The sequence below is a fragment of the Caballeronia sp. AZ1_KS37 genome (assembly GCF_023631165.1).
Taxonomy (GTDB): Bacteria; Pseudomonadota; Gammaproteobacteria; order Burkholderiales; family Burkholderiaceae; genus Caballeronia; species Caballeronia zhejiangensis.
Genome location: NZ_JALQDP010000034.1, coordinates 1 through 24,000, shown reverse-complemented (window position 1 = coordinate 24,000; position 24,000 = coordinate 1). Strand labels below are relative to the sequence as shown.

General features: G+C 63.0%; 22 protein-coding genes and 1 pseudogene. 10 read left to right on the top strand and 13 right to left on the bottom strand.

All coding sequences use genetic code 11. The features are described from left to right. Positions 1 to 13 precede the first annotated feature (13 nt). Positions 14 to 793 carry an enoyl-CoA hydratase gene (locus NCS00_RS20730; protein WP_008347695.1) on the top strand — a complete coding sequence of 260 codons (780 nt, stop codon included), beginning with the start codon at positions 14 to 16 and terminating at the stop codon, positions 791 to 793. Positions 794 to 796: 3 nt separating this feature from the next. On the opposite strand, the gene NCS00_RS20725 is transcribed toward NCS00_RS20730, so the two are convergent. Then, positions 797 to 1,186, bottom strand: a complete 390-nt coding sequence (locus tag NCS00_RS20725; protein ID WP_033536247.1) for a DUF779 domain-containing protein — start codon at positions 1,184 to 1,186, stop codon at positions 797 to 799. Positions 1,187 to 1,242: 56 nt separating this feature from the next. After that, positions 1,243 to 2,763, bottom strand: a complete 1,521-nt coding sequence (gene adh, locus NCS00_RS20720; RefSeq protein ID WP_008347691.1) for an aldehyde dehydrogenase — start codon at positions 2,761 to 2,763, stop codon at positions 1,243 to 1,245. A 552-nt stretch (positions 2,764 to 3,315) separates the two neighbouring features. Here adh and NCS00_RS20715 point away from each other — a divergent pair. Next, a complete protein-coding gene (locus tag NCS00_RS20715) occupies positions 3,316 to 4,713 on the top strand; it encodes an L-lactate MFS transporter (protein ID WP_008347689.1) in 1,398 nt (465 codons plus the stop codon). A gap of 21 nt (positions 4,714 to 4,734) precedes the next feature. Beyond that, complete coding sequence (locus NCS00_RS20710) at positions 4,735 to 4,872, top strand: MFS transporter small subunit (RefSeq protein WP_008347687.1); 138 nt, start codon at positions 4,735 to 4,737, stop codon at positions 4,870 to 4,872. 162 nt (positions 4,873 to 5,034) lie between these two features. Here NCS00_RS20710 and NCS00_RS20705 read toward each other — a convergent pair. Then, positions 5,035 to 5,142: pseudogene (locus NCS00_RS20705) on the bottom strand (type II toxin-antitoxin system ParD family antitoxin); the annotation flags it as partial. Positions 5,143 to 5,560: 418 nt separating this feature from the next. Between NCS00_RS20705 and NCS00_RS20700 the strand changes: the two are divergent. Further along, positions 5,561 to 5,866, top strand: a complete 306-nt coding sequence (locus tag NCS00_RS20700) for a high-potential iron-sulfur protein (RefSeq protein ID WP_034471001.1) — start codon at positions 5,561 to 5,563, stop codon at positions 5,864 to 5,866. Positions 5,867 to 5,873: 7 nt separating this feature from the next. Here the strand turns inward: NCS00_RS20700 and NCS00_RS20695 are convergent, their stop codons facing one another. Then, positions 5,874 to 6,359, bottom strand: a complete 486-nt coding sequence (locus NCS00_RS20695; RefSeq protein WP_175980585.1) for a DUF4019 domain-containing protein — start codon at positions 6,357 to 6,359, stop codon at positions 5,874 to 5,876. 173 nt (positions 6,360 to 6,532) lie between these two features. On the opposite strand from NCS00_RS20695, the gene NCS00_RS20690 reads away from it, so the two are divergent. Next, positions 6,533 to 7,405: an endonuclease/exonuclease/phosphatase family protein gene (locus NCS00_RS20690; protein ID WP_250440866.1), complete on the top strand. Its 873-nt coding sequence runs from the start codon at positions 6,533 to 6,535 to the stop codon at positions 7,403 to 7,405. Here NCS00_RS20690 and NCS00_RS20685 read toward each other — a convergent pair. The 3 genes from NCS00_RS20685 to NCS00_RS20675 form a co-directional block, all read right to left on the bottom strand. Next, positions 7,402 to 8,469 carry a M14 family metallopeptidase gene (locus tag NCS00_RS20685; protein ID WP_250440865.1) on the bottom strand — a complete coding sequence of 356 codons (1,068 nt, stop codon included), beginning with the start codon at positions 8,467 to 8,469 and terminating at the stop codon, positions 7,402 to 7,404. The two genes, NCS00_RS20690 and NCS00_RS20685, sit on opposite strands and share 4 nt — an antisense overlap. Before the next feature lie 9 nt (positions 8,470 to 8,478). After that, positions 8,479 to 9,672, bottom strand: coding sequence for a M20 aminoacylase family protein (locus tag NCS00_RS20680; protein WP_250440864.1), 1,194 nt, complete (start codon positions 9,670 to 9,672; stop codon positions 8,479 to 8,481). A 95-nt stretch (positions 9,673 to 9,767) separates the two neighbouring features. Beyond that, positions 9,768 to 10,664 carry a LysR substrate-binding domain-containing protein gene (locus NCS00_RS20675; RefSeq protein ID WP_008347672.1) on the bottom strand — a complete coding sequence of 299 codons (897 nt, stop codon included), beginning with the start codon at positions 10,662 to 10,664 and terminating at the stop codon, positions 9,768 to 9,770. Between the two features lie 180 nt (positions 10,665 to 10,844). Here NCS00_RS20675 and NCS00_RS20670 point away from each other — a divergent pair, with 180 nt between their 5' ends. The 5 genes from NCS00_RS20670 (at position 10,845) to NCS00_RS20650 (ending at position 18,965) form a co-directional block, all read left to right on the top strand. After that, a complete protein-coding gene (locus NCS00_RS20670) occupies positions 10,845 to 12,161 on the top strand; it encodes an MFS transporter (protein WP_008347670.1) in 1,317 nt (438 codons plus the stop codon). 657 nt (positions 12,162 to 12,818) lie between these two features. Continuing rightward, positions 12,819 to 13,277, top strand: coding sequence for a (2Fe-2S)-binding protein (locus NCS00_RS20665; protein ID WP_008347667.1), 459 nt, complete (start codon positions 12,819 to 12,821; stop codon positions 13,275 to 13,277). A 10-nt stretch (positions 13,278 to 13,287) separates the two neighbouring features. After that, a complete protein-coding gene (locus NCS00_RS20660; RefSeq protein WP_008347665.1) occupies positions 13,288 to 14,295 on the top strand; it encodes an FAD binding domain-containing protein in 1,008 nt (335 codons plus the stop codon). 10 nt (positions 14,296 to 14,305) lie between these two features. Beyond that, positions 14,306 to 16,537, top strand: a complete 2,232-nt coding sequence (locus tag NCS00_RS20655) for a xanthine dehydrogenase family protein molybdopterin-binding subunit (RefSeq protein WP_008347664.1) — start codon at positions 14,306 to 14,308, stop codon at positions 16,535 to 16,537. Between the two features lie 250 nt (positions 16,538 to 16,787). Then, the gene (locus tag NCS00_RS20650) at positions 16,788 to 18,965 is read left to right on the top strand and encodes a malate synthase G (RefSeq protein WP_250440863.1); all 2,178 of its coding nucleotides are present in this window, start codon (positions 16,788 to 16,790) and stop codon (positions 18,963 to 18,965) included. 42 nt (positions 18,966 to 19,007) lie between these two features. On the opposite strand, the gene NCS00_RS20645 is transcribed toward NCS00_RS20650, so the two are convergent. The 6 genes from NCS00_RS20645 to NCS00_RS20620 form a co-directional block, all read right to left on the bottom strand. Then, positions 19,008 to 19,193: a 4-oxalocrotonate tautomerase gene (locus NCS00_RS20645; RefSeq protein WP_008347661.1), complete on the bottom strand. Its 186-nt coding sequence runs from the start codon at positions 19,191 to 19,193 to the stop codon at positions 19,008 to 19,010. A gap of 27 nt (positions 19,194 to 19,220) precedes the next feature. Beyond that, entirely contained in the window at positions 19,221 to 19,997 is a 777-nt protein-coding gene (locus tag NCS00_RS20640; RefSeq protein WP_250440862.1) for a class II aldolase/adducin family protein, read from the bottom strand. Beyond that, on the bottom strand, positions 19,975 to 20,886 hold the full coding sequence (locus tag NCS00_RS20635; RefSeq protein ID WP_250440861.1) for an urea transporter: 912 nt from the start codon (positions 20,884 to 20,886) through the stop codon (positions 19,975 to 19,977). The genes NCS00_RS20640 and NCS00_RS20635 overlap by 23 nt, the downstream gene beginning before the upstream one ends. Before the next feature lie 132 nt (positions 20,887 to 21,018). Then, on the bottom strand, positions 21,019 to 21,225 hold the full coding sequence (locus tag NCS00_RS20630; RefSeq protein ID WP_008347655.1) for a hypothetical protein: 207 nt from the start codon (positions 21,223 to 21,225) through the stop codon (positions 21,019 to 21,021). A gap of 112 nt (positions 21,226 to 21,337) precedes the next feature. Further along, positions 21,338 to 22,477 carry a 4-hydroxybutyrate dehydrogenase gene (gene gbd, locus NCS00_RS20625; RefSeq protein ID WP_175980569.1) on the bottom strand — a complete coding sequence of 380 codons (1,140 nt, stop codon included), beginning with the start codon at positions 22,475 to 22,477 and terminating at the stop codon, positions 21,338 to 21,340. Positions 22,478 to 22,568: 91 nt separating this feature from the next. Further along, positions 22,569 to 23,516: a GNAT family N-acetyltransferase gene (locus NCS00_RS20620; protein WP_250440860.1), complete on the bottom strand. Its 948-nt coding sequence runs from the start codon at positions 23,514 to 23,516 to the stop codon at positions 22,569 to 22,571. Between the last annotated feature and the right edge of the window lie 484 nt (positions 23,517 to 24,000).

The window sequence follows — 24,000 nt, the reverse complement described above, 5'->3', positions numbered from 1 at the left end:
GGAGACCACGACAATGAGCGAACTCGTTCTGATCGAACGCGATGCGTATGACATCAAGGGTGCCGTCAGGCTCACGCTGAATCGGCCCGATGCGTTCAATGCCTTATCTGAATCGATGCTCGAAGCGCTCGAACGCGCATTGAAGGACATCGCCGAATCAGATGCGCGCGTGGTCGTGCTCGCAGGAGAAGGCCGCGCGTTTTGCGCCGGGCACGATCTCAAAGAGATGCGTGCGGAGCCCGCGCTCGATTATTATCGCGAGCTTTTCGCGCACTGCTCGCGCATCATGCTGACGATCCAGCGCATGCCGCAGCCCGTTATCGCGCGCGTGCAAGGCATCGCGACGGCGGCGGGTTGTCAGCTCGTCGCGATGTGCGATCTCGCGGTCGCATCGAGCGAAGCGCGTTTCGCGGTATCGGGCGTGAATCTCGGGCTCTTTTGCGCGACGCCGAGCGTGGCGCTGTCTCGCAACGTATCGCGCAAGGCCGCGTTCGAAATGCTCGTCACCGGCGAGTTCATCGATGCGGCCACCGCGCGCGAACGCGGCCTCGTGAATCGCGTCGCATCGCCTGGCGAACTCGACGATACCGTGCGCACGCTCGCTGCGACCATCGCCGCCAAGCCGCGCGAAGCGGTCGCGGCGGGCAAGGGCTTGTTCTATCGGCAACTCGAAACCGGCATCGAAGCGGCATACGCGCTCGCATCGGAAACGATGGCCTGCAACATGATGCACGACGCCACGCTCGAAGGCACGCAAGCCTTCATCGAAAAGCGCGCGCCGCGCTGGAAATGACGCTCAGCTCACGTGCTCGACCGGATGCCTGTCGAGCCACGCGTTCTCTTCGTCGCTATACAGACGCGAGCGCGTAAGAAAGCGCAAACCGCTCGGGCGTTCCAGCGAAAACATGCCGCCATTGCCCGGCACGGCATCGATGATGAGCTGCGTATGCTGCCAGTACTCGTACTGCGATTCGGTCATGTAGAACGGCACGCCGCCGATCGCGCCGAGTTTCACGTCCGAGCCGCCGACCATGAATTCGCTGACTGGAAAGCACATCGGCGCGCTGCCGTCGCAGCATCCGCCGGATTGATGAAACAGCACCTCGCCATGCTCGGCCTTGAGCCTTTCGATCAAGTCGATGGCGGCGGGCGTCGCGGTCACGCGCTGCACTTCCTGTTCGCTCATGATGTCCCCGTCGGTTTGATCGGCCGCCGCGGGAAGCAGCGGCGGCCTCACCCGCTTTAGAAGAAGCCGAGCGGCTTGTCGCTATAGCTGACGAGCATGTTCTTCGTCTGCTGATAGTGGTCGAGCATCATCTTGTGATTCTCACGGCCGATGCCCGATTGCTTGTAACCGCCGAACGCCGCGTGCGCCGGATACGCGTGATAACAGTTGGTCCACACGCGTCCCGCCTGAATCGCGCGGCCGAAGCGATACGCCCGCGTGCCGTCGCGCGTCCACACGCCCGCGCCGAGACCGTACAGCGTGTCGTTCGCGATCTCGAGCGCTTCTTCCTCGGTCTTGAACGTCGTCACCGAAAGCACCGGCCCGAAGATTTCCTCCTGGAAGATACGCATCTTGTTGTGGCCTTTGAAGACCGTCGGCTTGACGTAATAGCCGTTCTTCAGTTCGCCGTCGAAGGTGTTGCGCTCGCCGCCGGAGAGGCACTGCGCGCCTTCCTGCTTGCCGAGATCGATGTACGACAGGATCTTCTCCAGTTGCTCCTGCGAAGCCTGCGCGCCGATCATCGTCTTCGTATCGAGCGGATGGCCCTGCGCGATCGCTGCGACGCGCTTGAGCGCACGTTCCATGAAGCGCTCGTAAATCGATTCCTGCACGAGCGCGCGCGACGGGCACGTACACACTTCGCCCTGATTCAGCGCGAACATCGTGAAGCCTTCGAGCGCCTTGTCGAAGAAGCTGTCGTCGGCGTTGAGCACGTCTTCGAAGAAGATGTTCGGGCTCTTGCCGCCCAGTTCCAGCGTCACCGGAATGAGGTTCTGGCTCGCGTACTGCATGATGAGTCGGCCCGTCGTGGTCTCGCCGGTGAAAGCGATCTTCGCGATGCGCTTGTTCGATGCGAGGGGCTTGCCCGCTTCCAGACCGAAGCCGTTGACGACATTGAGCACGCCCGGCGGCAAGATGTCTTCGATGATTTCGAGCAGCACGAGAATCGACGCGGGCGTCTGCTCGGCCGGCTTCAGCACGACGCAGTTGCCGGCCGCGAGCGCGGGCGCGAGCTTCCACACGGCCATCAGGATCGGGAAATTCCACGGAATGATTTGCCCGACGACGCCAAGCGGCTCGTGGAAGTGATACGCGACCGTATCGTGATCGATCTCCGAAATGCCGCCTTCCTGCGAACGCGCGGCGCTCGCGAAATAGCGGAAGTGATCGATCGCGAGCGGAATGTCCGCGGCCATCGTCTCGCGCAGCGGCTTGCCGTTATCGATCGATTCGGCCAGCGCGAGACGCGACAGGTTCTGCTCCATGCGATCGGCGAGCTTCAGCAGCAGATTCGCGCGATCGGTGACGGAGGTTCTGCCCCACGACGTCTTCGCTGCGTGCGCGGCGTCGAGCGCGGCTTCGATGTCGGCTTCGCGCGAACGCGGAATCGACGTGAACGGCTCGCCGGTGATCGGCGAGATGTTGTCGAAATACTCACCGCCCGCCGGCGGCACCCACTTGCCACCGATGAAGTTGCCGTACTGCTTCTTGTACGGATATTCGGTGCTCAGGAACTGCATCTCCGCGTGATTCATTTCTATGTGCTCCTCGCATGTCGACGTGAACGGGCCGGCACTGCCGATGTCCGGCGCCGGTCGCTTCTGTTTGCGAGTTCCATGCCATCGCGCGCGGCACGATGCGACGCCCGCGCGAGCCGCATCGTCATGCGGTTTCGCGGCACATCGTCAGGGTTTGTACGAGGGCGATGGGACCTGTTCACATTCAGAACACCTGCCCCGCTCTGTAGCGATGCGGTACAGCGACATCGACGGACGTCATCGCCTCCGCAATGCGCGCGGAGCGTGGCGCAAACCACAGACACGCTGCGGGCAAACGCTTATGGCACGAGTGTTCATATTGCAAAGGGCATCGCAGTTGTCTATGGTCATGCCCAACCGTGGCAAAGCGTCGCATCTATATGTGGTTCCATCGCATGTGAGCGGCGCGAAATGGCCTTGCGAGCGCGCGATGCGGACCGTATCGCCGAGCGCATGACCACGGCGGGCTGCTGTCCGGCGACCCCGGACGGCACGTCAAAGTAAACGATGTGCGCGCACGTGCATGCATGACGCGCCACGGAGACCACAATGAACAGCACAATCAATCAAGGGGCCGCCCACGGCCCGACAAACTTCTTTTCCAAGGAGGCGACCATCGCCCGGCCCGGATTCTCGCGCTGGATGGTGCCGCCCGCCGCGCTGGCTGTTCATCTGTGCATCGGGCAGGCATATGCGTTCTCGGTGTTCAATGCGCCGCTCACGAAGGTTATCGGTATCACGAAGTCCGCGCCGGATGACTGGTCGCTGACCACGCTCGGCTGGATTTTCTCGCTCGCGATCGTGTTTCTGGGCTTGTCGGCGGCATTCGCGGGCAAGTGGCTGGAAAAAGTCGGCCCGCGCCGCACGATGTTCACCGCGGCCTGCTGCTTCGGCGGCGGCTTTCTCGTCTCGGCGCTCGGCGTCTATCTGCATCAGATCTGGCTGCTGTATCTCGGCTATGGCGTGATCGGCGGCATCGGGCTCGGGCTCGGCTATGTGTCGCCGGTTTCGACGCTGATACGCTGGTTTCCGGACCGTCGCGGCATGGCGACCGGCATGGCGATCATGGGCTTCGGCGGCGGCGCGATGATCGCGGCGCCCGGCTCCGTCGCGCTGATGAACCACTTCAAGAGCGCGACGAGCTCGGGCGTTGCCGAGACGTTCCTCGTGCTCGGCGTGCTCTATTTCATCTCGATGACGATCGGCGCGCTCGCGATCCGCATCCCGCCGGCGGACTGGAAGCCGGCTGGCTGGACGCCGCCCGCGACGTCCAACAAGATGATCACGAAGAACCACGTGCATATCGATCAGGCGCTGAAGACGCCGCAGTTCTATCTGTTGTGGCTCGTGCTGTTCCTGAACGTGACGGCCGGCATCGGCGTGCTCGGCCAGGCGTCGGTGATGATTCAGGAAAGCTTCAAGGCGTCGATCACGGCGGGCGCGGCGGCGGGCTTCGTCGGGCTGCTGTCGCTCTTCAACATGGGCGGGCGATTCGCGTGGGCGTCGGCGTCGGACTGGATCGGCCGCAAGAATACGTACTTCGTGTTCTTCACGCTCGGCGCGGTGCTGTATTTCCTTGTGCCGCAATTCGCGGGCTCCGGCAATATCGCGCTTTTCGTGTTGGCGTACGGCATCATCCTGTCGATGTACGGCGGCGGCTTCGCGACGATTCCCGCGTATCTCGCCGACATGTTCGGCACGGCTTTCGTCGGCGGCATTCACGGCCGGCTTCTCACCGCGTGGGCGGCGGCGGGCGTCGCGGGTCCGGTGCTCGTCAACTACGTGCGCGCGTTCCAGGTTTCGCACGGCGTCGTGGGCGCAGAGGCGTACACGATGACGCTGCATATCATGGCGGCGCTGCTGGTGATCGGCTTCGTCTGCAATCTGCTCGTCTCGCGCGTGCATGAGAAGCATCACATGAACACGTCGGCGCAGACCGCAATCTAGGAATCAACGAGGAGATCCGCGATGAATGACCGCATCGAAACTCAGCAAGTGCATCCGTCGAACAAGGGGTTGCTCCTGGTGTTCTGGGCCTACGTGCTGATTCCGCTCGCATGGGGCGTGACCAATACGCTCTCGCAGGCCGTCAAGCTGTTCCAGTAATTCTGTAGGTGAAGTCCACGCGCGCCGGATGGCCGATGTTTGAATCGGCTCACGGCGCGCGTTTTGTTTCTTGACGTCAATGCTATTCGGCTTCGCCGAGATGAGCGGGCAAATCCATCTGCTGATGGCGCACGCGCACGATCTGAATCGATACGCAACGCTTCACCGAGCGGACTTGCGCTTGCGAGCGATGAAGGCATCGAAATCCAGCGGCTTGGCGGGGCCGGAGCGCTCGCCGGCTTCGAGCGCCGAGCGCAACGCATCGAGCTTTGCTTCCTGTCGCCAGTGACGGGACGTCGTGCACCGATGCTTCCGGGATGCTCAGTGCCCGCGATCCTCCACCTTGTTCAAGCTGCGGCGCGCGAGGACGCTCATGAAAAGCGTGCCGCACACAAGCGCTGCCATATAAACGCCGGCCATCATCCAGTCGAGTTCACTCACGGTTGTTCTCCTTCGAATTGATCCGCGGCCGGGGCGCCGCAGGGGTGATCCACACGATTGCAACTACGTTCTGGCCTGATTTACGGCACGCGCCCGCAAAGGTTTAGCGCGATGCAATGAACGACGTTGGCGGCGCGATGACCGAGGAAACCGACCGCTCGTTCGATTCGCCAACGTGGGCGTATCGTTCGACTAGCGCCCGAGAGCGCGCGACGACATCCCACATACGAACAACCGGTCCACGACAATGAACACGTCCCGCCGCAACTTCATGGTTGTCAGCATCGGCGCGGGCACGGCGCTATGGCTCTCGCGAGCACGCGCCGATGCGCCGCACTTAAGCGAATCCGATCCGGCGGCGGTCGCCGTCGGCTATAAGGAGAACGCCGCGAAAGTGGACAAAGCGAAGTACCCGAACTTCGCGGCCGATCAAACCTGCGCGAACTGCTCGCTGTATCAGGGCAAAGCGAGCGATGCCTGGGGCGGTTGCACGCTCTTCGGCGACAAGCTGGTAGCCGGAAAAGGATGGTGCTCGTCGTGGACGAACATGTGACGCGGCTTCAGCGCACCGAATAGCCGACGAAACGCCAGACCTTGTCCGAGTCGAGAATGAAGGTCACCATTTCTCGCGACGACTGACTCGCCTGGCCGAACTGAGTGTCGAAGAGAATGTTGATGTACGCGCCCGCGGGCATGTTGCCCGTGCCGTCATAACGGTAGTGCTTGACGCCCATCGGCATGCGCAGTCCCGGCGCGCCGAGCGGCGAACGGTCGCGCGCGACCTTCTTCATGAAGTCGTCGCGGGAAATGATCTGCTTTGCGATGGGCGAGGCTTGGTCCCACACGTCGCCCGCCCGGTTTTGATCGATCAACGCGATGATCTGCGACGCAACCTGCGCGATGTCCTGATCCTGTTTGTCGAGCGCGGCCTGCTGCTCCTTCGTGAGCGAACGAGTCGTCGAAGATTGAGTTTCCTGAGCGTGGCACGCAATGCTGCTCGATATCAGCAGGAACGCAGCCAGCGAAAAACGGATGCTTGCTTTCATGATTCGGACGACGTGAGGTTCTTTGGCGCCGATTGTATCGCCGCCCACGCTGCCTACGGCAAGAAATACTTATTTTCAGAATTTGGCAGTTCCGGCGTCCGTTGCCGGGCAAGCACACGCCTTGCTGCCGGAATAGCGAACGTCAACATCCGACGCTACCGTCGAGGTTCAACATGCGACTCGTCGACTGGAACATCCAATGGGGACGCGGCGTGGATGGCCGCGTCGATCTCGCGCGCATCGTCGCCGAGGCGAAAGCCCTGCACGACTTCGACGTCCTCTGTCTGCAGGAAGTGACGCGCGGCTTTCACGAAAGCGAGCAGGCCGGCGGACTCAAAGGCGGCCCCGGCGCCGACCAGTTCGCCGAGCTCGAAGCGCTGATTCCCGGCGCGACGGTCATCGACGGAATCGGCTCCGATCTTCCGCCGGTCGGTGCGGGCATCGCGCGCCGTCAGTTCGGCAACGCGATCGTGAGCCGTCTGCCGGTGCGCCAGGTGTTGCGCCATTCGCTGCCGTGGCCTGCCGATCCCGCGAAGCCGTCGATGCTTCGCGTCGCGCTCGAAGCCGTCATCGAGACCGACGTCGGACCGTTGCGCATCGTCAGCACGCATCTCGAGTTCTATTCGGAGAAGCAACGTCTCGCGCAAGTCGCGCGTCTGCGCGAGCTTCACGCCGAAGCGTGCGCGCACGAGCGTCAGCCCGCGAAGGCCGAGAGTCAGGCGAGCCCGTTCGCCGATACCGCGCGGCCCGTGTCCGCCATCGTCTGCGGCGACTTCAACAGCGCGTTCGATGGATCGGCGTATCGCGCGATGCTCGAACCGATTGCCGATGCGCCCGCGTTCGTCGATGCATGGACTTGCGCGCATCCGAACGAGCCGCGCGCGGCCACCGTCGGCCTGTACGATCGCGACCAGTGGCCCGATGGCCCGTTCGCATGCGACTTCATCTTCGTGAGCGAAGACCTGAAGGCGCGCATCGCCGGATGCGAAGCGGATCAGACGAGCCGTTCATCGGATCATCAGCCGATGTGGCTCGAACTGCATTAAGCGCCCTCTTCGCGCGACAACCCGTATAGCGCCTGCAACACGGCAGCGCGCGCCTGACCCGCGATCATGCCGCGCCAGATATCGTCGTCGATGTAGAAGGCCGCGCGAATCTGGCGGCGAATGCCGGCTTTCAATGCGTCGGGCGCATCGGGATGATGACGCACCCAGACGTCCGCGCGCAGCATGTCGAGCATGTCGGTGAGCGGCACCGTTCCGTACTCGATCGCGATCGATGCGATCGCCGCATGGGCGCACGTCTGCCGCAACGTATCGAGCAACGGACCGGCTACATCGGCCGCGATCGACGTACCATCCGACGGACTCGTCACGTCCGCGCCCCACCAGCGCCGCGCACGCGCGACATCGCCGACGCATATCTTCGCGCCGAAGCCGCTCGGCCCGAGTCCCGTATGAAAATCGATCCAGCCGATCGCCGTGCACGTCTCGCCGTATTCCGCGAGCAGATTGCGCATGGTGCGCGTGCTCCACGCCGTTTCCGCGCCGCCATAGAACATGCCTTGCGCATGCGTGTACTGACCGGTTGTGACCGCTTGCTGATAAGCCCATTGTCCATGCCTGCCGATATACGCGCGAATCGCCGCGATATTCGCTTCGTCGGGCGGCCAGCTCGTGGGGATCAGCAAGTCGTGCAGTTCCGCGTAGCCGGGATTCTGCGGCAACGGCGCATCGAAATTCACGCTGTTGCGATTCAGATCGACATTGCCCTCCGTCGTGCGGCTCAGATAGGAAAAGCCATACGGATTGATCGCATGAACGAGCAGCATTGCGACGTCGAGCTTGTCCATCAACGCCGGGAATACTTCGTCGCGCATCAACGCGATCTGCGCGCCCGAGCCGCAAAAGCCTTCGACGCCGTGCGTGCCGGACGTGAGCACGAACAGGCGCTTTGCATCTTTGGGACCGATGCGAACGACATCGGTTGCGAGCGTCTCGCCTTCCAGACCATCGAAGCCTTCGAGCACGCGCGTATCGACAGCGAGTTTTCGCGCGGCGGCGGTATCGAGAAATCTCTGGCGCGCTTCGCGATACGTCGATGAAAACATGTCGCCTCCTCAGACGCGTGCGAGAAACTTCTCGACGAGCCGCACCCAATACGTCGAGCCTAGCGTGAGTACATCGTCGTTGAAATCGTAGCTGCTGTTATGCAGCATGCAGGGTCCGATTCCGTGACCGTGATCGCGATGCGCGCCCAGTCCATTGCCGATATACGCATAGCAACCGGGACGCTCCATCAGCATGTACGAGAAGTCCTCCGCGCCCATCGTCGGATCGACGTTCGTGTTCACTTTGTCCGCGCCGGCGACATCGCGCATCACGCCGAGTGCGAAGTCCGTTTCCGCTTGCGTGTTCACCGTCGGCGGATAGTTGCGTACGAAACTGACTTCGGCCTTGCAGCGATACGCGGCCGCCGTCGCCGCGACGATCTCCTTCATGCGCGTCTCGATGAGATCGAGCACGTCGACGGAAAACGTGCGAACGGTCCCCGCGAGCGTCGCGGTCGTCGGGATCGCGTTGACCGCGTGGCCTGCCTGCATGCGCGTGATCGAGAGCACGGCGGCGTCGATCGGCCGCTTGTTGCGCGTCACGATGCTCTGCAGGCCCGTGCCGATCTGCAGCGCGGTGAACACGGGATCGACGCCATCGTGCGGAATCGCCGCATGCGCGCCCACGCCTTCGATACGAATCTCGAACTCGTTGCTCGATGCCTGCGTCGCGCCGACGCGCGCACCGAATCCGCCCGCCGGCATGCCCGGCCAGTTGTGCAGCGCGAACACGGCATCGACCGGAAAGCGCTCGAACAAGCCATCTTCGATCATCGCTTTCGCGCCGCCGCCGCCTTCTTCGGCAGGCTGAAAGATGAAGACGACGGTGCCGTCGAACTCGCGATGCTTCGCGAGATATTGCGCCGCGCCGAGCAGCATCGCGGTGTGTCCGTCGTGACCGCACGCATGCATCTTGTTCTCGTGGCGCGATGCGTGCGCGAACGTGTTCAGCTCGGGAATGGGCAACGCGTCCATGTCGGCGCGCAGGCCGATCGCACGTTTGCTCGCGCCTTTCCTCAACACGCCGACGACGCCCGTCTTGCCGAGTCCGCACGTCACTTCGATATCCCAGCTTTCGAGCTTCCGAGCGACGAGCTCCGCCGTGCGCGCTTCTTCATAGCAGAGTTCGGGATGCGCGTGGATATCGCGGCGAATGGCCTGAATCTCGTCGCGCGACTGCGCGATCTCGGGAATGATCGACATGCTTTCCTCTTGCGTTGTTGAGTGACCGAAGCATTGTCGATGGCCGCAATTCACAGGGAAAGCTGATATTCCTTGTCCGTGACTTAAGGAAAGCTTTAGCTTTCACTCGGCTCGATCGCGCCGTGCGAACGCATCCGTATGCGTTCCTGCACGATGCTCATCACCGCGTGACGATCGTGGATCTTGCGCTCCAGCATGCCGACGACACGGCGCGGCGTGTTCTTCGCAAGCGATATCACGCGCAATGCGGGATCGCTCGCCCACGAGCCGTATTCGAGCAACGGCACGACCGAGACGCCCGCATCCTGCCGCACGAGCTCGACGATCACTTCGAGGGAATTGAGTTCGAGGAACTCGTTCACCGCGAGGCGGTTGTGCTTCAACGCGCGATCGATCAGCGCGCCGGTGCGCTGCGCGCGATCGAAGCGCAGAAACGGACGGCTCGCCAGCATCTCGGCGGCATTCGCGGCCACGGCGCCCGGCGAACCGATCGCGACGAGCGGTTCCGAATAGAGCGGCGTCCAGTTGAGGCTCGCCGGCGTCTTGCCCGCCATCTCGACGATCACCGCCGCATCGATCTCGCCCGCCTCGACTTGCGGCGCGAGCGCGAGCGCCTTGCCGGTGAAGAGCCGCACATCGAGCCGTGGATACTGACCTTTCAATTCGGTGACGACGGATGCGAGCGCGCCCATCGCCGAATCGACCGCGCCGATGGAAACCGATCCGGCGATTTCATCATCGAGACCGGTGAGACGCATGCTGTCGTACAGCGCGACGATGCGCTCCGCTTGCGGCAACACCTGCTTGCCGATGCTCGTCAGCCGGTTCGTGCGCCCGACGCGATCGAACAGCGGCCGCTTCAGATCGTCTTCGAGCGACTGCATCTGCATGCTGACGGCGGCCTGCGTGAGCGCGACTTTTTCCGCGGCGGCGGCGAAAGAACCGTAACGCGCGACAGCGATAAACGTGCGCAAAAAGCGGATATTGCTCATCGTGCGTGAGGGTTATCCCGGATCGTTCGATCAGGTTTGCTTGTGTGTCAGTTCAGAAATTCTATATTTTCTTATTTCAACTCGGCGTAATGTTTGCGTGTTGCAGCGGCTCGCTCCGTTCGAAGCGAGTCATCCGAGAAGCGGATGTCGTCAACGAGAAAACCTCATGGAGTACATTCGATGAGCACCGTACTACCTGCAGCGCACGCGGCCGAACAAAACGCCGCATCGAATCTTTCCGGCCGACGAGCGATCGTCGTATCGACCATCGGCAACGCGCTCGAATGGTTCGACTTCATGGTTTACGGCTTCTTCGCCGTCATCATCGCCAAGCTGTACTTTCCCGCAACGAATCCCACTATTTCACTGCTCGCGACTTGGGCGACTTTCGGCGTCGGCTTTCTGACGCGTCCGCTCGGCGGCATCGTCTTGGGCGCGGTCGCGGATCGCGTCGGACGCAAATCAGCGCTCACGCTCACGATTTCGCTGATGGCGGTCGGTATCGCGATCATCGCGTTCGCGCCGACATATGCGGCAATCGGCATCGCCGCGCCCTTGCTGATGCTGCTCGGCCGCCTGATTCAGGGCTTCTCCGCAGGCGGCGAAGTCGGCTGCGCGACGGCGTTTCTCGTCGAATACGCGCCCGCCAACAAGCGCGGTTATTTCGGCAGCTTCCAGATGGTCGCGCAGGCCGCCGCGAGTCTCGCCGGCTCGTTTTTCGGCGCCGTGCTCACGCGCACGCTGAGTCCCGAACATCTGAATAGCTGGGGCTGGCGCATTCCGTTCGTGATCGGTCTTCTGATCGTGCCCGTCGGCCTGTATCTGCGCTCGAAGCTCGATGAATCGCCGGTCTTCGTCGAGAAGGCGCAAAAGAACGAACTGAGCACACGCCCGATCCGCGATACCGCCACGAAACACTGGATGTCCGTGCTCGCTGGCTTCGGCCTGACGGTGTTCGGCACCATCGGCACGTACATCTTCCTGCTGTATCTGCCGACGCACGCCACGCGCGTGCTGCACATGGCGCTCACCGACGGCCTCATCAGCTCGACGATCGGCGCGCTTGTCTATCTCGTCTGCTGTCCGATATTCGGCCGGCTCTCCGACCGTATCGGCCGCAAGAAGCTGATGGCGACCGCGCTCACGCTGTCGCTCGTCACCGCATATCCGATCTTCGCCGTGCTCACCGCGCATCCGAGCCTGCCGATGCTGATCGTGTGTCAGGCGCTTTTGATGACTTATCTCGGCATCTTTCAGGGCTGCTATCCCGCGTTCATCTCCGAGTTGCTTCCTTCGAGCGTGCGTTCGACCGGCATCTCGGTGAGCTACAACGTCGCGGTGATGATCTTCGGCGGCTTCGCGCCCGCGATCGTGCAATGGCTCACGATGACCACGGGCGATCCGCTGTCGATCTGCTACTACGTGATCTTCGGCAGCGCGGTCGCGCTCGTGACGATCTTCCCGCTGCGCGACCGATACAGCGAGGCGCTGCGGTAAGTTCGCTGCATCCCGTTCCCAAAGGAAGGAGAATGGACGGCCCGCATGGAAGAAGCGCACGCTTAAGTCTGATTTAAGGAAGCGCGCTTAATCTGAAGTCTGACCGACCCACCCTCCTTCCGGCCGCGCAAGCGGCCATTTTTTTTGGAGCGACGCGATGCAGATGATTCTCCGCATGATCGTGATCCTCGTCGTGCTCGTTCTCTTCACGACGGTCGGCGTGTCCATCCTTTCCGTTTTCGCGCGCGGCCTGATTTCGCACTGAAGGCTTTCATCGGCTGCGGGCATGCTTCGTGCCCCTTCAGAATCTCGCGGCCCGCGCGGGCTTTCGACCGAGAAAGTTTCGCGGCGGATGCCTATACTGGCTGAGTGTCGTCTTTCGCCGCATTGCCGGCGCACGAAAGTCCTGCGCCGCCGCGCAGACCCTTTTCGCCGCCGTTCCTCCGCGCCACCGGCGCGCGACACGCTTCGCCGCATCTTCGCCTCTCTCACGTTCCGCCGCTTCATCGCCGCATTCGTGCAGCAGCTTGCTGCGCAATTCCAGGAGATTGCCCGATGCCACAACGTCCCATCCCCCAATCGAAAACCACGCACGCCGATACACCGAACAAGACGCTTCAAGCCGCACCCGCAGGCGACTCGACCGTCAGCTTCACCATGACCGTCAACGGCCGCAGCGAAACGCTTTCCCTCGACCCCCGCACCACGCTTTTAGATGCATTGCGCGAGCATCTTCATTTGACCGGCACGAAGAAAGGCTGCGATCACGGCCAATGCGGCGCATGCACCGTTCATGTGAACGGACGCCGCGTGAACTCGTGTCTGTGCTTCGCCGCCGCGTGCGAGGGCGACACCGTCACGACCATCGAAGGCATCGGCGAAATCGAGGCACTGCATCCGTTGCAGGCCGCGTTCGTCGAATGCGACGGCTATCAGTGCGGCTACTGCACGGCCGGCCAGTTGATGTCGGCGGTCGCGCTGCTCGATGAACCGATCGGCCCGAGCGACGACGACGTGCGCGAAGCGATGAGCGGCAACCTGTGCCGCTGCGGCGCGTATCAGAACATCGTCAGCGCGATCCAGTCGGTGCGCGCGAACAAGCCGTCGTCGAAATAAGGAGAGCGACATGGATATGTTCCAGCTCTCTCGCGCGCGCGACATGCGCGACGCGATCAATGCGGGCGCGCTCGCGCATACCGCGCAGCAAGGCGCCGAAGTGCGCTTTCTCGCGGGCGGCACGACGCTGCTCGATCTCATGAAGCTCAACGTCGAGCGGCCGATGCGCGTCGTCGATATCAGCCGTTTGCCGCTCGACAAGATCGAGGAAACGAAGGACGGCGGCGTGCGTATCGGCGCGACTTCGCGCAACTCCGATCTCGCGCATCATCCGCTGATCCGCGATCGTTATGCGGTGCTGTCGCAAGCGGTGCTCGCGGGCGCGTCGGTGCAGTTGCGCAACATGGCGACGACGGGCGGCAACATCCTGCAGCGCACGCGTTGCGTGTACTTCCGCGATACGACCTCGCCGTGCAACAAGCGCGAGCCCGGCAGCGGCTGCTCCGCGATTCAGGGCTTCAATCGCATGATGGCGATCATGGGCACGAGCGAATCGTGCATCGCGAGCAATCCGTCGGACATGTGCGTCGCGTTGCAGGCGCTCGAAGCGACGATCCACGTCGAAGGCACGGGCGGCAAGCGCGCGATCCCCATCGACGAGTTCTTCCTGTTGCCGGGCACGACGCCCGATCGCGAGAACGTGCTCGATGCCGGCGATCTCGTCACGCATGTCACGTTGCCGCCGCCGGTCGACGGCGCGCGCTCGGCTTATCTGAAGCTGCGCGATCGCGCATCGTACGAGTTCGCGCTGGCGTCGGCGGGTGTCGTGATCGGCGTGAAGGACGGGCGCATCGAGCATGCGCGCGTCGCGCTCGGCGGCGTCGGCACGAAGCCGTGGCGCTCGCGTGAAGCGGAGAAGGAGCTGATGAACGCGACGCCCGATGAAGCCACGTTCAAACGCGCTGCCGATGCTGCGCTCGCCGATGCGAAGCCGCAAAGCGAGAACGGCTTCAAGGTCGAGTTGTCCAAGCGCTGCATCGTTCATACGCTCAAGCTCGTTACCACGCAAACTTCCTGAGGATCGCGACATGTCCACGGCGCCCGATATCAAACCGTCCGCATTCATCGGACGGCCTCAGTCGCGCATCGACGGACCGCTGAAGGTTTGCGGCCGCGCGACCTATACGACCGACGTCGATCTGCCCGGCATGCTCCATGCCGTGCCGGTCGGCAGCACCATCGCGAGCGGCAGGATCACGTCGCTCGAATTCGCCGCCGCGCAAGCGATGCCCGGCGTGAAGCTGATTCTTCATCGCGGCAATATCGGCCGCTTCTATCGCATCGCCGGCAACTCGATCGATACCGGCTACGTCGATGAAAACCGTCCGCCTTTCGAAGACGACATCATTCGCTATTACGGGCAGTATGTCGCGCTCGTCGTTGCGGAGACGTTCGAAGCGGCAAGCGCCGCGGCTGCCGCGGTCAAGGTCAGTTACGACAAGACGCCGCACGATGTAAGCGCAAAGCTCGATGCCGGCGACAAGCTCGACACACACAGCGAACGCGGCGATCCCGACAAGGCGTTCGACGATGCGCCCGTGAAGATCGATGAAACGTACGTGACGCCCGTCGAAACGCATAATCCGATCGAGCTGCACGCGACCATCGCGCACTGGAACGGCGAGAGCTACACGTTCTACGAAACGAGCCAGGCGGTCGCGAATCATCAGGGCACGCTGATGCAGATGATGGGCCTGCCGAAAGAGAAAGTGCGCGTGATTTCGCGCTATCTCGGCTCGGGCTTCGGCGGCAAGCTGTGGATGTGGCCGCATTCGCTGCTCGCCGCGGCCGCGACGCGCCAACTGGAGCGCCCGGTCAAGCTCGTGCTCTCGCGCAAGATGATGTTCCAGAACGTCGGGCACAGGCCGACCACGCAGCAGCGCGTGCGGCTCGCGGCGACGCAGGACGGCAAGCTCGTGTCGCTACGGCATGACTTCGTGAATCACGCGGCCATCGCCGACGATTACACGGAAGATTGCGGCGAAGCGACGCCTTCGATGTACAGCACGCCCAATCTGCGCGTGACGGGCGGCACGGTGAAACGCAATGTCGGCTCGCCGACGTCGATGCGCGGACCCGGCGCGGTGCCCGGCCTCTTCGCGCTCGAATCGGCGATGGACGAGCTGGCCATTGCGTTGAAGATGGATCCGGTCGAACTGCGCCTGCGCAACGAGCCCGAAGTGGATGAAAGCAGCGGCTTGCCGTTTTCGTCGCGGCATTTCGTCGAATGCCTGAAGACCGGTGCGGAGAAATTCGGCTGGTCGAAGCGCACGCCGGACGTAGGCTCGATGAAGCGCGACGGCCTCACGCTCGGCTGGGGCGTGGGCGCGTGCAGTTGGCCGGGGCTGCGCTTCTCGGCGGACGCGACGGTCGATCTTCGTGCGGACGGCACCGCGCGCGTCGCGTGCGGCACGCAGGATATCGGCACGGGCACGTACACGATCCTCGCGCAGATCGTCGCGGAACATACGGGCATCCCGCTCGACAAGATCGAAGTCGGCCTCGGCGATACGGCGCTGCCGCTCGGTCCTGTTTCGGGCGGATCGGCGGCGACGGCATCGGTGATTCCGGCGGTATCGGATGCGGTGCGCGAGGCGATCAAGACGCTGCTGGCGCGCGCCGCGAAGATCGAGGGATCGCCATTCGCGGGCGCGAAGGCCGACGAGCTTGCGATGAGCAACGGACATGTGCATCGCAAGAACGAAGCGCCGGAAAGCGGCGTGCCGTTCGCGCGCATTCTCGACGCGGCGAAACTGCATGCGGCATCGGGCAGCGGCAGCGCGAAAGGCGGCTTCGACGATCCGCTCAAGAAGGACTGGTCGATCCATTCGTATGGCGCGCATTTCGCCGAGGTGACGTGGGAGCCGGCGACCGCGCGTCTGCGCGTGAGCCGCGTCGTGACCGTGATCGATGCGGGCAAGATCCTGAATCCGCGCGCGGGGCGTAATCAGATCGAAGGCGCGGTCGTGATGGGCGTCGGCATGGCGCTTTTCGAGCACACGGTATACGACGAGCGAAGCGGCGCGCCGGTGAACAGCAGCCTCGCGGATTACGTCGTCGCGACCAATGCGGATACGCCGAAGATGGACGTCACGTTTCTCGATTATCCCGATACGGTCTTCAACGAGCTGGGCGCGCGCGGCATCGCGGAGATCGGGCTGGCGGGCATCGCGGCGGCGATTACGGGTGCCGTGTATCACGCGACGGGCGTGCGTGTGCGAAAGCTGCCGGTGATGATCGAGGATTTGTTGAAGGCGTAGCGTCGGTCTCGTCGCGCTGTTCGAGCGGCCCGGTTTTTCGCGCGGTTTGTTTGCGCGGACGCCGGGCCGATGCACTGAGAACGCTGTCCGTCGACGGCTACCCCGCCCTCACGGGACGCTAAACGGGCGGCCCGTCCAGGCACGCGCATTGCACCTCCCCCACGCTTCGCCCCTCCCCCAAGACGCGCTACCATAGGCACCAGCCCATTCCCCAAACCCCTGTGTAGCAGCCATCTCAGCCGGAGTGCCCATGAACGACATGATCAAACAACACGGCCTGCAGGTCGACGCGAATCTCGCGAAGTTCGTCGACGAAGAAGCCATCCCCGGCACGGGCGTCGATAGCGCGTCCTTCTGGAAGGGATTCGATGCCATCGTTCACGATCTCGCGCCGAAGAACCGCGCACTGCTCGCCGAACGCGACCGCCTCCAGACCGAGCTCGACAACTGGCATCGCAGCAACCCCGGCCCCGTGCGCGATCTACGCGCCTATCGCAAGTTTCTCGAAGAGATCGGCTATATCGTGCCCGCGCCCGCGCATGTGAAGGCCAGCACCGCCAATGTCGATCGCGAAATCGCCGAGCAGGCCGGCCCGCAACTCGTCGTGCCGCTCTCGAATCTGCGCTATGCGCTCAACGCGGCCAACGCGCGTTGGGGCAGCCTCTACGATGCGCTCTACGGCACCGATGCCATCGACGAAAACGACGGCGCCGAGCGCGCGGCGCAGTTCAATCCGAAGCGCGGCGCGAAAGTGATCGCCTATGCGCGCGCGTTCCTCGACGACAACGCCCCGCTCGATCACGGCTCGCACGCCGACGCGACCAAATACAGCGTCGAGCAAGGCAAGCTCGTCGTCACGCTGAAGGACGGCGGCAAGACCGGCCTTGCGAACGCCGAGCAGTTCGCGGGCTTTCAGGGCGACGCGAAAGAGCCGTCCGCGATTCTGCTCAAGCACAACGACCTGCACTTCGAGATTCAGATCGACGCGGACAACTTCATCGGCAAGACCGATGCGGCGCACGTGAAGGATGTGCTGATGGAAGCGGCCGTGAGCACGATCATCGATTGCGAAGATTCGGTCGCGGCCGTCGATGCCGCCGACAAGACGCAGCTCTATCGCAACTGGCTCGGCCTGATGCAAGGCAATCTCGCCGAGCAGGTCACGAAGAACGGCAAGACCTTCACGCGCGCGATGAACCCGGACCGCGAGTACGCCGCGCCGAACGGCGGAACCGTCAAGCTGCACGGACGTTCGCTGCTGTTCGTGCGCAACGTCGGCCATCTGATGACGAATCCCGCGGTGCTCGACCGAGATGGCAACGAGATTCCCGAAGGCATCCTCGATGCGGTGATGACCGTGCTCGGCTCGATGCACGATCTCAAGAACAAGATGAACTCGCGCACGGGGTCGATCTATATCGTGAAGCCGAAGATGCACGGCCCCGCCGAAGTGGCGTTCGCGGACGAGCTCTTCACGCGCGTCGAAGACCTGCTCGGCCTGCCGCGTCACACGATCAAGATGGGCATCATGGACGAGGAGCGACGCACGAGCGTGAACCTCAAGGCGTGTATCGCGGCGGCGGGCGCGCGCGTCGCATTCATCAATACGGGCTTCCTCGACCGCACCGGCGACGAAATGCATTCGTCGATGGAAGCCGGCCCGATGATGCGCAAGGGCGACATGAAGTCCTCTAAGTGGATTGCCGCGTACGAACGCAGCAATGTGCTCGTCGGCCTGAACACTGGCTTGCGCGGTCGCGCGCAGATCGGCAAGGGCATGTGGGCGATGCCCGATCTGATGCACGCGATGCTCGAACAGAAGATCGCGCATCCGAAGGCAGGCGCCAACACCGCATGGGTGCCCTCGCCCACCGCGGCCACGCTGCACGCGCTGCACTATCACATGGTCGACGTGCAACAGGTTCAGCAGGAACTCGAAAGCGTCGACTACGAAAGTCAGAAGAACGAGTTGCTCGATGGCTTGCTGACGATTCCCGTCGTCGACAAGCCGTCATGGTCGGAAGACGACATCAGGAACGAAATCGAAAACAACGCGCAGGGCATTCTGGGTTATGTGGTGCGCTGGGTCGATCAGGGCGTCGGTTGCTCGAAGGTGCCGGACATTCACGATGTCGGCCTGATGGAAGACCGCGCGACGCTGCGCATTTCGAGCCAGCATATCGCGAACTGGCTGCGTCACGGCATCGTCACGGAAGAGCAGGTTCGCGCGACGCTCGAACGCATGGCCGCCGTCGTCGACAAGCAGAATGAAGCCGATCCGTACTATCGCCCGATGTCGCCCGCGTTCGACAGTTCGTTCGCATTCAAGGCCGCGTGCGCGCTCGTCTTCGAAGGACGCACGCAACCGAGCGGCTATACGGAACCGCTGCTGCACAAGTTCCGTCTCGCCGCGAAGGAATCGATGTAACGGTCAAAGCGCGCGCACGAATCGGCGTGCGCGCGCTGTCTTTCACTGCTCCGACCAGAGTTTGCCCGCGGTCGCCCAGTTCTCGCGTTTCACGTCCGTCAGAATGATGTCCACCGAGCCCGGCTCGCAGCCGAGCGTTTCGCACGTCGTGCGCGTGATCGCTTCGACGAACTTGCGCTTCTCTTCCACCGTGCGGCCTTCGAACAGTTGAATGTTGAATGTCGGCATTGCGTTGATCTCCTTTTGAAAGCGGTATTAGTCGCGATACGACGCGTCGATGCGATCGAGCTTGCGCAATAGCGCCGGCCATTCGAGCGCGCCTTCGACGGCGTCATCGTCATGCAGTTGCGCCGCGGTGCGCGTGACGACTTCCGGCGTCGGCACGATCATCTTGCCCACGCCCGCAAGCGCGCGAAGCTGAATATCGCATGCCTTGACGAGCATATCCATCAGCACATAAGCCTCGGCGATCGTGCGCCCGAGCGTGACCGGTCCATGATTGCGCAGCAACATCGCACGATGCGCGCCGAGACTTTTTACGAGCCGCTCGCCTTCCGCGGGCGAGAACGCGAGCCCTTCGTAATCGTGATACGCGAGATGCCCATGAAAGCGCATCGCGTGTTGCGATGCGGGCAGCAGGCCGTGCGGTTGCGTCGATACCGCGATCGCCTCGCGCACGTGAAGATGCATCACGCACACGGCGTCCTCCCGCGCGGCATGGACGGCGCCGTGCAGCGCGAAGCCCGTCGCGTTCACCGGATGCGCGCTCTCGCCGATCACGTTGCCGTCGATATCGATCTTCACGAGATTGCTCGCCGTGACTTCATCGAACGAAAGCCCGAACGGATTGATGAGAAAGCGCCCCGGCTCGCCCGGCACGCTCGCGGAAATGTGCGTGTAGACGACATCGTCCCAGCCGTTGAGCGCGACCAGCCGATACGCGGCCGCGAGATCGACGCGCGTGGCCTGTTCGGCTGCCGATCGCGGCCCGCTTTCCGCGATTCTGCGCTCAGGCGTGTGGGTGAACGACATGCGAGTCTCCTTGTTTGGATGATCCGGACAGACGCCGCTCGAGCAGAATCACCGCCCAGGACGCAAGCACGAACGGCGCGGTCAACGCAGCGATGCCGATGCAATCGATCACGCGCTCGATCAGCACCGCCGCGACGATCGCGACGAGCGCATAACGCGTGCCGAGCTTCGCCGCCGCGAGTGCCGCAAGCGCCGCATTGAAGCCGCACGCGCCCGAGAGCACGACGGCATCGCTTGCACCGCCGAGTGCGTGCAACATGGCGCCGAGCGCACTGCCCGCGAGCGCCCAGCCCGCCTGCGCGGGCCGCGACGCGAACAATCCCGCCGCGATCAGCGCGCCGGCGAGCGCGCCGGTCGCGAAGGTGATCGGCGCGAGACCCGCGAACGCGGCCTGAAGCATTGGAATGAAACCGGCGGCGACTTGGGGAATCGCGCCCGTGTCGCCGCGCTCGCTCAAAAGCGGCAGCCAGCACCACGTCACGATGATGGCGGGGCTGGAGAAGATCGGCAACCGGTAGCGCGAGAGCACGCGCGAAAGCACGTTGGCGAGGAAAGTGGCGAACATCGCCGCGACGATCGCGACGGCCGCGGCGCGCGATGCATCGTCGAGAAACGTGAATGCGGCGAGCGCCGCGAGCGCGCCGTTGAAACCGTAGAGATCGTCGCGGAACGCGGGTGCGTCGTCGTTTTCGACGATCACGCTGATGACATTGCCCGTCAGCGTGCCGATCAGAAGCCCGCACGCGAGGCGCGGACTCGCGCTCAGCACCGCGAGGAACAGCAGCGCGCCGGTCGCGGCGTTGCGCTGAAGGACGATCTGTCCCATCGCGCGAGCGAAGCTGCGGAGTTGATCGCCGAAGGCGGCGTTCGATTGGAGAGCGGTGGACATGCTGGACGGCGACGGCATGGAAAGCCGCCAGCATAAAGCAGCCGGCGCGCGCCGTGCGGCGGCGGGCCGAATAACCTGTATGTGGCTTGACGCAGAAGGCGCGACGAGTGTCGCGCCGGGTAAAACCGAAACTTAGTTGAACGCCATCGGGACGAGCGGCGTCGAATCGCCGACACCCGGGTTCGCCAAAGACAGATCGGCGCTGATCTTCACGATCTCCGTGACGTTTTCGCGGAAATTCGGATGTTTTTCCCAGGTGATGTAGCTGGCGTCCATGACAGCGGAAAGTGTAAGCAAGGCGAAAGCGATTTTTTCGAGCACTTCGTAGCGGCGGCGCATGATTTGTTCCTCAAACTTTGCGACATTGTAACAGACTTAAGGGTTTTCCCCTATCTCACTGTTGCAATGCCGCAAATCACGCGCCGTTACTGTCGTTGCGCTCCGGCCCTTTTCACATCGACGTTTCGAGCATCGCCTCGTAATCCGCGCTCGACGCCTCGCGCGGATTCGTCTTATGACTGTGATCCTTGAGCGCGCCCGCGATGATGCGCGGAAACATCTCGCGCGTCACGCCGAGTTCAGCGAGGCCACGTGGCAGGCCGAGCGTCGCGGTCATCGAGCGCAGCGCACCGCCGACCTCATCGCCGGACCTCAGGCCCATTGCCTGCGCGATGCGGTCGAGCTTGCCTTCTTCGCGCATCGTCGGCGCGCTGCTGTTGAACGCGATCACCGCCGGCAAAAAGATTGCGTTGAGCGTGCCGTGATGCAGTTTCGGATTGATGCCGCCGAGCGAGTGGCTCAGGCTATGCACGCAACCGAGGCCCTTCTGGAACGCGAGCGCGCCCTGCATCGATGCGCTCATCATGTTCCAGCGCGCGGTGCGATCGGAGCCGTCCCGCGTCGCGCGCTCGATGTGCCGCCACGCGCGCCACAATCCGTCGAGCGCGATGCCATCGGCGGGTGCGTTGAACGCGGGCGCCATGAACGTTTCGAGGCAATGCGCGATGGCATCCATGCCGGTCGCGGCGGTAAGCATCGGCGGCAGGCCGAGCGTCAGTTCCGGATCGCAGATCGCGACCTTCGGCACGACGTGCGGCGAGATCACGCCGACCTTGCGGCCATCGTCGAGAATCAGGATCGCGCCGCGGCCCACTTCGCTGCCGGTGCCCGCGGTCGTCGGAATGGCGATGACGGGCGCGGTCTTCGCCGTGATGCGCGCGAGGCCGCCTTCGATGACCGCGAAGCCTTGTAGCGGACCGTCGTGCGTCGCACACACGGCCACGCCCTTCGCGAGATCGATCGATGACCCGCCGCCCGCCGCGATCACGCCGTCGCATTGATTCTCCTTGTACATCGCGACGGCTTCGCGCACGGCGGCTTCGTTCGGATTGGGCGGCGTCGAATCGAACACGGGCACGGCCGACGATGAACCGAGCGCGTCGAGCACCTTGTCGAGCAGGCCGGCCGCGCGGATGCCGGCATCGGTCACGATCAGCGGACGATGAATGCCGATGCGTTCGCACTCGCCCGCAAGCAGGCGCACCGCGCCGAAATCGAATTGAATCTGCGTGATGTAGTTGATGAGGGGCATGGGTGTCTGAGGGAAAGTTAGGGTCGGAGGCAGCGCGGTGACGTCAGTATAAGAGCGCGCTGTTACCGGTACAACTTTCCCTCGACGCCGGTCAAAAGCGAAAATCGTCGAAGAACTTTTCGCGTTCCATCACGGTGAGCGCGGCGCGCTTGTGCGGAAAGTCGAATTCCTTCAGCGTATAAAAGCCCATGCGATGCATGTAAGCGATATGCCGCACATGATCGACGCGCGGTTCACCAACGAGGCGTTCCGTGCGCGGATCGTCGATGAACATGTAGTGCAGCACGCCGCTCCACCATGCCTTGAGCTTGCCTGCGCTCTGGAACTGCGCATCGCCGATCAGCAGATGCAGTCCGCGATCGAAGTCGCCTGCATCATAGAACGGGCCCAGGCGATCTTCTTTCGCCCAATAGAACTCGAAGTAGCCGAAGGGCTTGTCGTCGAAATAGCCGATCATCGGATGCATGTGCGGATCTTCGCGGCGTTCCGCGAGATGAGCGGCGTGTTCGGCGCGCGTGCCGCGCTGATCCCAGAAGTATGCGACGCGATCGAGATTCATCCATTCGCTGAAGACTTCGGAATCGGCGTCGGGGTCAGCTGTGCGCAGGCTGAAGGTCATGTCGATCTGCGGGAAGTGACGTTCGTAGATCGTGCCTTCGGCGTTCGTTGGTCTTTGCGGATGTGTGACGCCGTTGGTTTGCGTATAGCGCAGCAGCGTGTCGCTCGATGCGGGCGCCTTGAGCCATGGGCGCGCGATTTGCCAGAACGTTTTGCGTGATGTCGTCAGGAGAAGGTGATCTTCGTGCTGCTGTGCGATGTCGATCAGGTTCTCGTTTCGCGCTTGCGCGATGAAGGTTCTTGTGCGGTGGGCTTCGTTGGAAACGTGTGGAAGTGCGATCGTTGCCGTGCGGCGCTCAGGGTCGTTGCAGTAGATTTCGCATAGGGCCGTCAGTAACGCGTCGGTGTGACACGCTGTCAGCGTGCGGTCAGGCGATTGTTCGACAGTCGCCGCTACTTCGGGATCGAAACGTATGTTCATCGGTGAGTCTCCGGATTTGCTTCAAGTATTCGGCTTTCGCTTCTGGTTTCGCTTCTGGCTTCGCTTCTGCTTTCGTGGAATCCTGTAATCGCGTCGGTCTATTAGCACTGCCCCTGTGCGGGGCGGCAGTCACTTTCTTTGCTGCTGCAAAGAAAGTAACCAAAGAAAGCAGCTTCCGATACGCCCGCGGTCACACGCAATTTGGGTAGTCCTCTCGTCCATCGTGGGCTGCCTAACGAGTGCCCTCATAGGCCCAACCGGGCTTGGCTCGCGCACGGTCCGTCTCATCGCACCACACAACAAACTGGTTCAGCACCAAATAGCTCCAGCCCGCTTCGCGGCCGACCGGTCAATCGGGACCGCGTGTGCTTCCCTACTAACGCCTCGATCTCGCCGCCTTCGCCGCCCGTTGGTTTCCCTTGCATACCCGGCGGCAGCGCGTAGCGCTGTGCCGAAGCTCTTTCGTGCTGAACCAGTGTCCTCA

Excerpts from the sequence above, each read along its gene's own strand:
- adh (WP_008347691.1), bottom strand. The coding sequence starts at position 2,763 with ATGAATCACGCGGAGATGCAGTTCCTGAGCACCGAATATCCGTACAAG.
- NCS00_RS20710 (WP_008347687.1), top strand. The coding sequence starts at position 4,735 with ATGAATGACCGCATCGAAACTCAGCAAGTGCATCCGTCGAACAAGGGG.
- NCS00_RS20660 (WP_008347665.1), top strand. The coding sequence starts at position 13,288 with ATGGATATGTTCCAGCTCTCTCGCGCGCGCGACATGCGCGACGCGATC.
- NCS00_RS20680 (WP_250440864.1), bottom strand. The coding sequence starts at position 9,672 with ATGTCGATCATTCCCGAGATCGCGCAGTCGCGCGACGAGATTCAGGCC.
- NCS00_RS20630 (WP_008347655.1), bottom strand. The coding sequence starts at position 21,225 with ATGCGCCGCCGCTACGAAGTGCTCGAAAAAATCGCTTTCGCCTTGCTT.
- NCS00_RS20665 (WP_008347667.1), top strand. The coding sequence starts at position 12,819 with ATGACCGTCAACGGCCGCAGCGAAACGCTTTCCCTCGACCCCCGCACC.
- NCS00_RS20640 (WP_250440862.1), bottom strand. The coding sequence starts at position 19,997 with ATGTCGTTCACCCACACGCCTGAGCGCAGAATCGCGGAAAGCGGGCCG.
- NCS00_RS20645 (WP_008347661.1), bottom strand. The coding sequence starts at position 19,193 with ATGCCGACATTCAACATTCAACTGTTCGAAGGCCGCACGGTGGAAGAG.
- NCS00_RS20675 (WP_008347672.1), bottom strand. The coding sequence starts at position 10,664 with ATGAGCAATATCCGCTTTTTGCGCACGTTTATCGCTGTCGCGCGTTAC.
- NCS00_RS20670 (WP_008347670.1), top strand. The coding sequence starts at position 10,845 with ATGAGCACCGTACTACCTGCAGCGCACGCGGCCGAACAAAACGCCGCA.
- NCS00_RS20700 (WP_034471001.1), top strand. The coding sequence starts at position 5,561 with ATGAACACGTCCCGCCGCAACTTCATGGTTGTCAGCATCGGCGCGGGC.
- NCS00_RS20655 (WP_008347664.1), top strand. The coding sequence starts at position 14,306 with ATGTCCACGGCGCCCGATATCAAACCGTCCGCATTCATCGGACGGCCT.
- NCS00_RS20685 (WP_250440865.1), bottom strand. The coding sequence starts at position 8,469 with ATGTTTTCATCGACGTATCGCGAAGCGCGCCAGAGATTTCTCGATACC.
- NCS00_RS20620 (WP_250440860.1), bottom strand. The coding sequence starts at position 23,516 with ATGAACATACGTTTCGATCCCGAAGTAGCGGCGACTGTCGAACAATCG.
- NCS00_RS20635 (WP_250440861.1), bottom strand. The coding sequence starts at position 20,886 with ATGTCCACCGCTCTCCAATCGAACGCCGCCTTCGGCGATCAACTCCGC.
- gbd (WP_175980569.1), bottom strand. The coding sequence starts at position 22,477 with ATGCCCCTCATCAACTACATCACGCAGATTCAATTCGATTTCGGCGCG.
- NCS00_RS20730 (WP_008347695.1), top strand. The coding sequence starts at position 14 with ATGAGCGAACTCGTTCTGATCGAACGCGATGCGTATGACATCAAGGGT.
- NCS00_RS20715 (WP_008347689.1), top strand. The coding sequence starts at position 3,316 with ATGAACAGCACAATCAATCAAGGGGCCGCCCACGGCCCGACAAACTTC.
- NCS00_RS20650 (WP_250440863.1), top strand. The coding sequence starts at position 16,788 with ATGAACGACATGATCAAACAACACGGCCTGCAGGTCGACGCGAATCTC.
- NCS00_RS20695 (WP_175980585.1), bottom strand. The coding sequence starts at position 6,359 with ATGAAAGCAAGCATCCGTTTTTCGCTGGCTGCGTTCCTGCTGATATCG.
- NCS00_RS20725 (WP_033536247.1), bottom strand. The coding sequence starts at position 1,186 with ATGAGCGAACAGGAAGTGCAGCGCGTGACCGCGACGCCCGCCGCCATC.
- NCS00_RS20690 (WP_250440866.1), top strand. The coding sequence starts at position 6,533 with ATGCGACTCGTCGACTGGAACATCCAATGGGGACGCGGCGTGGATGGC.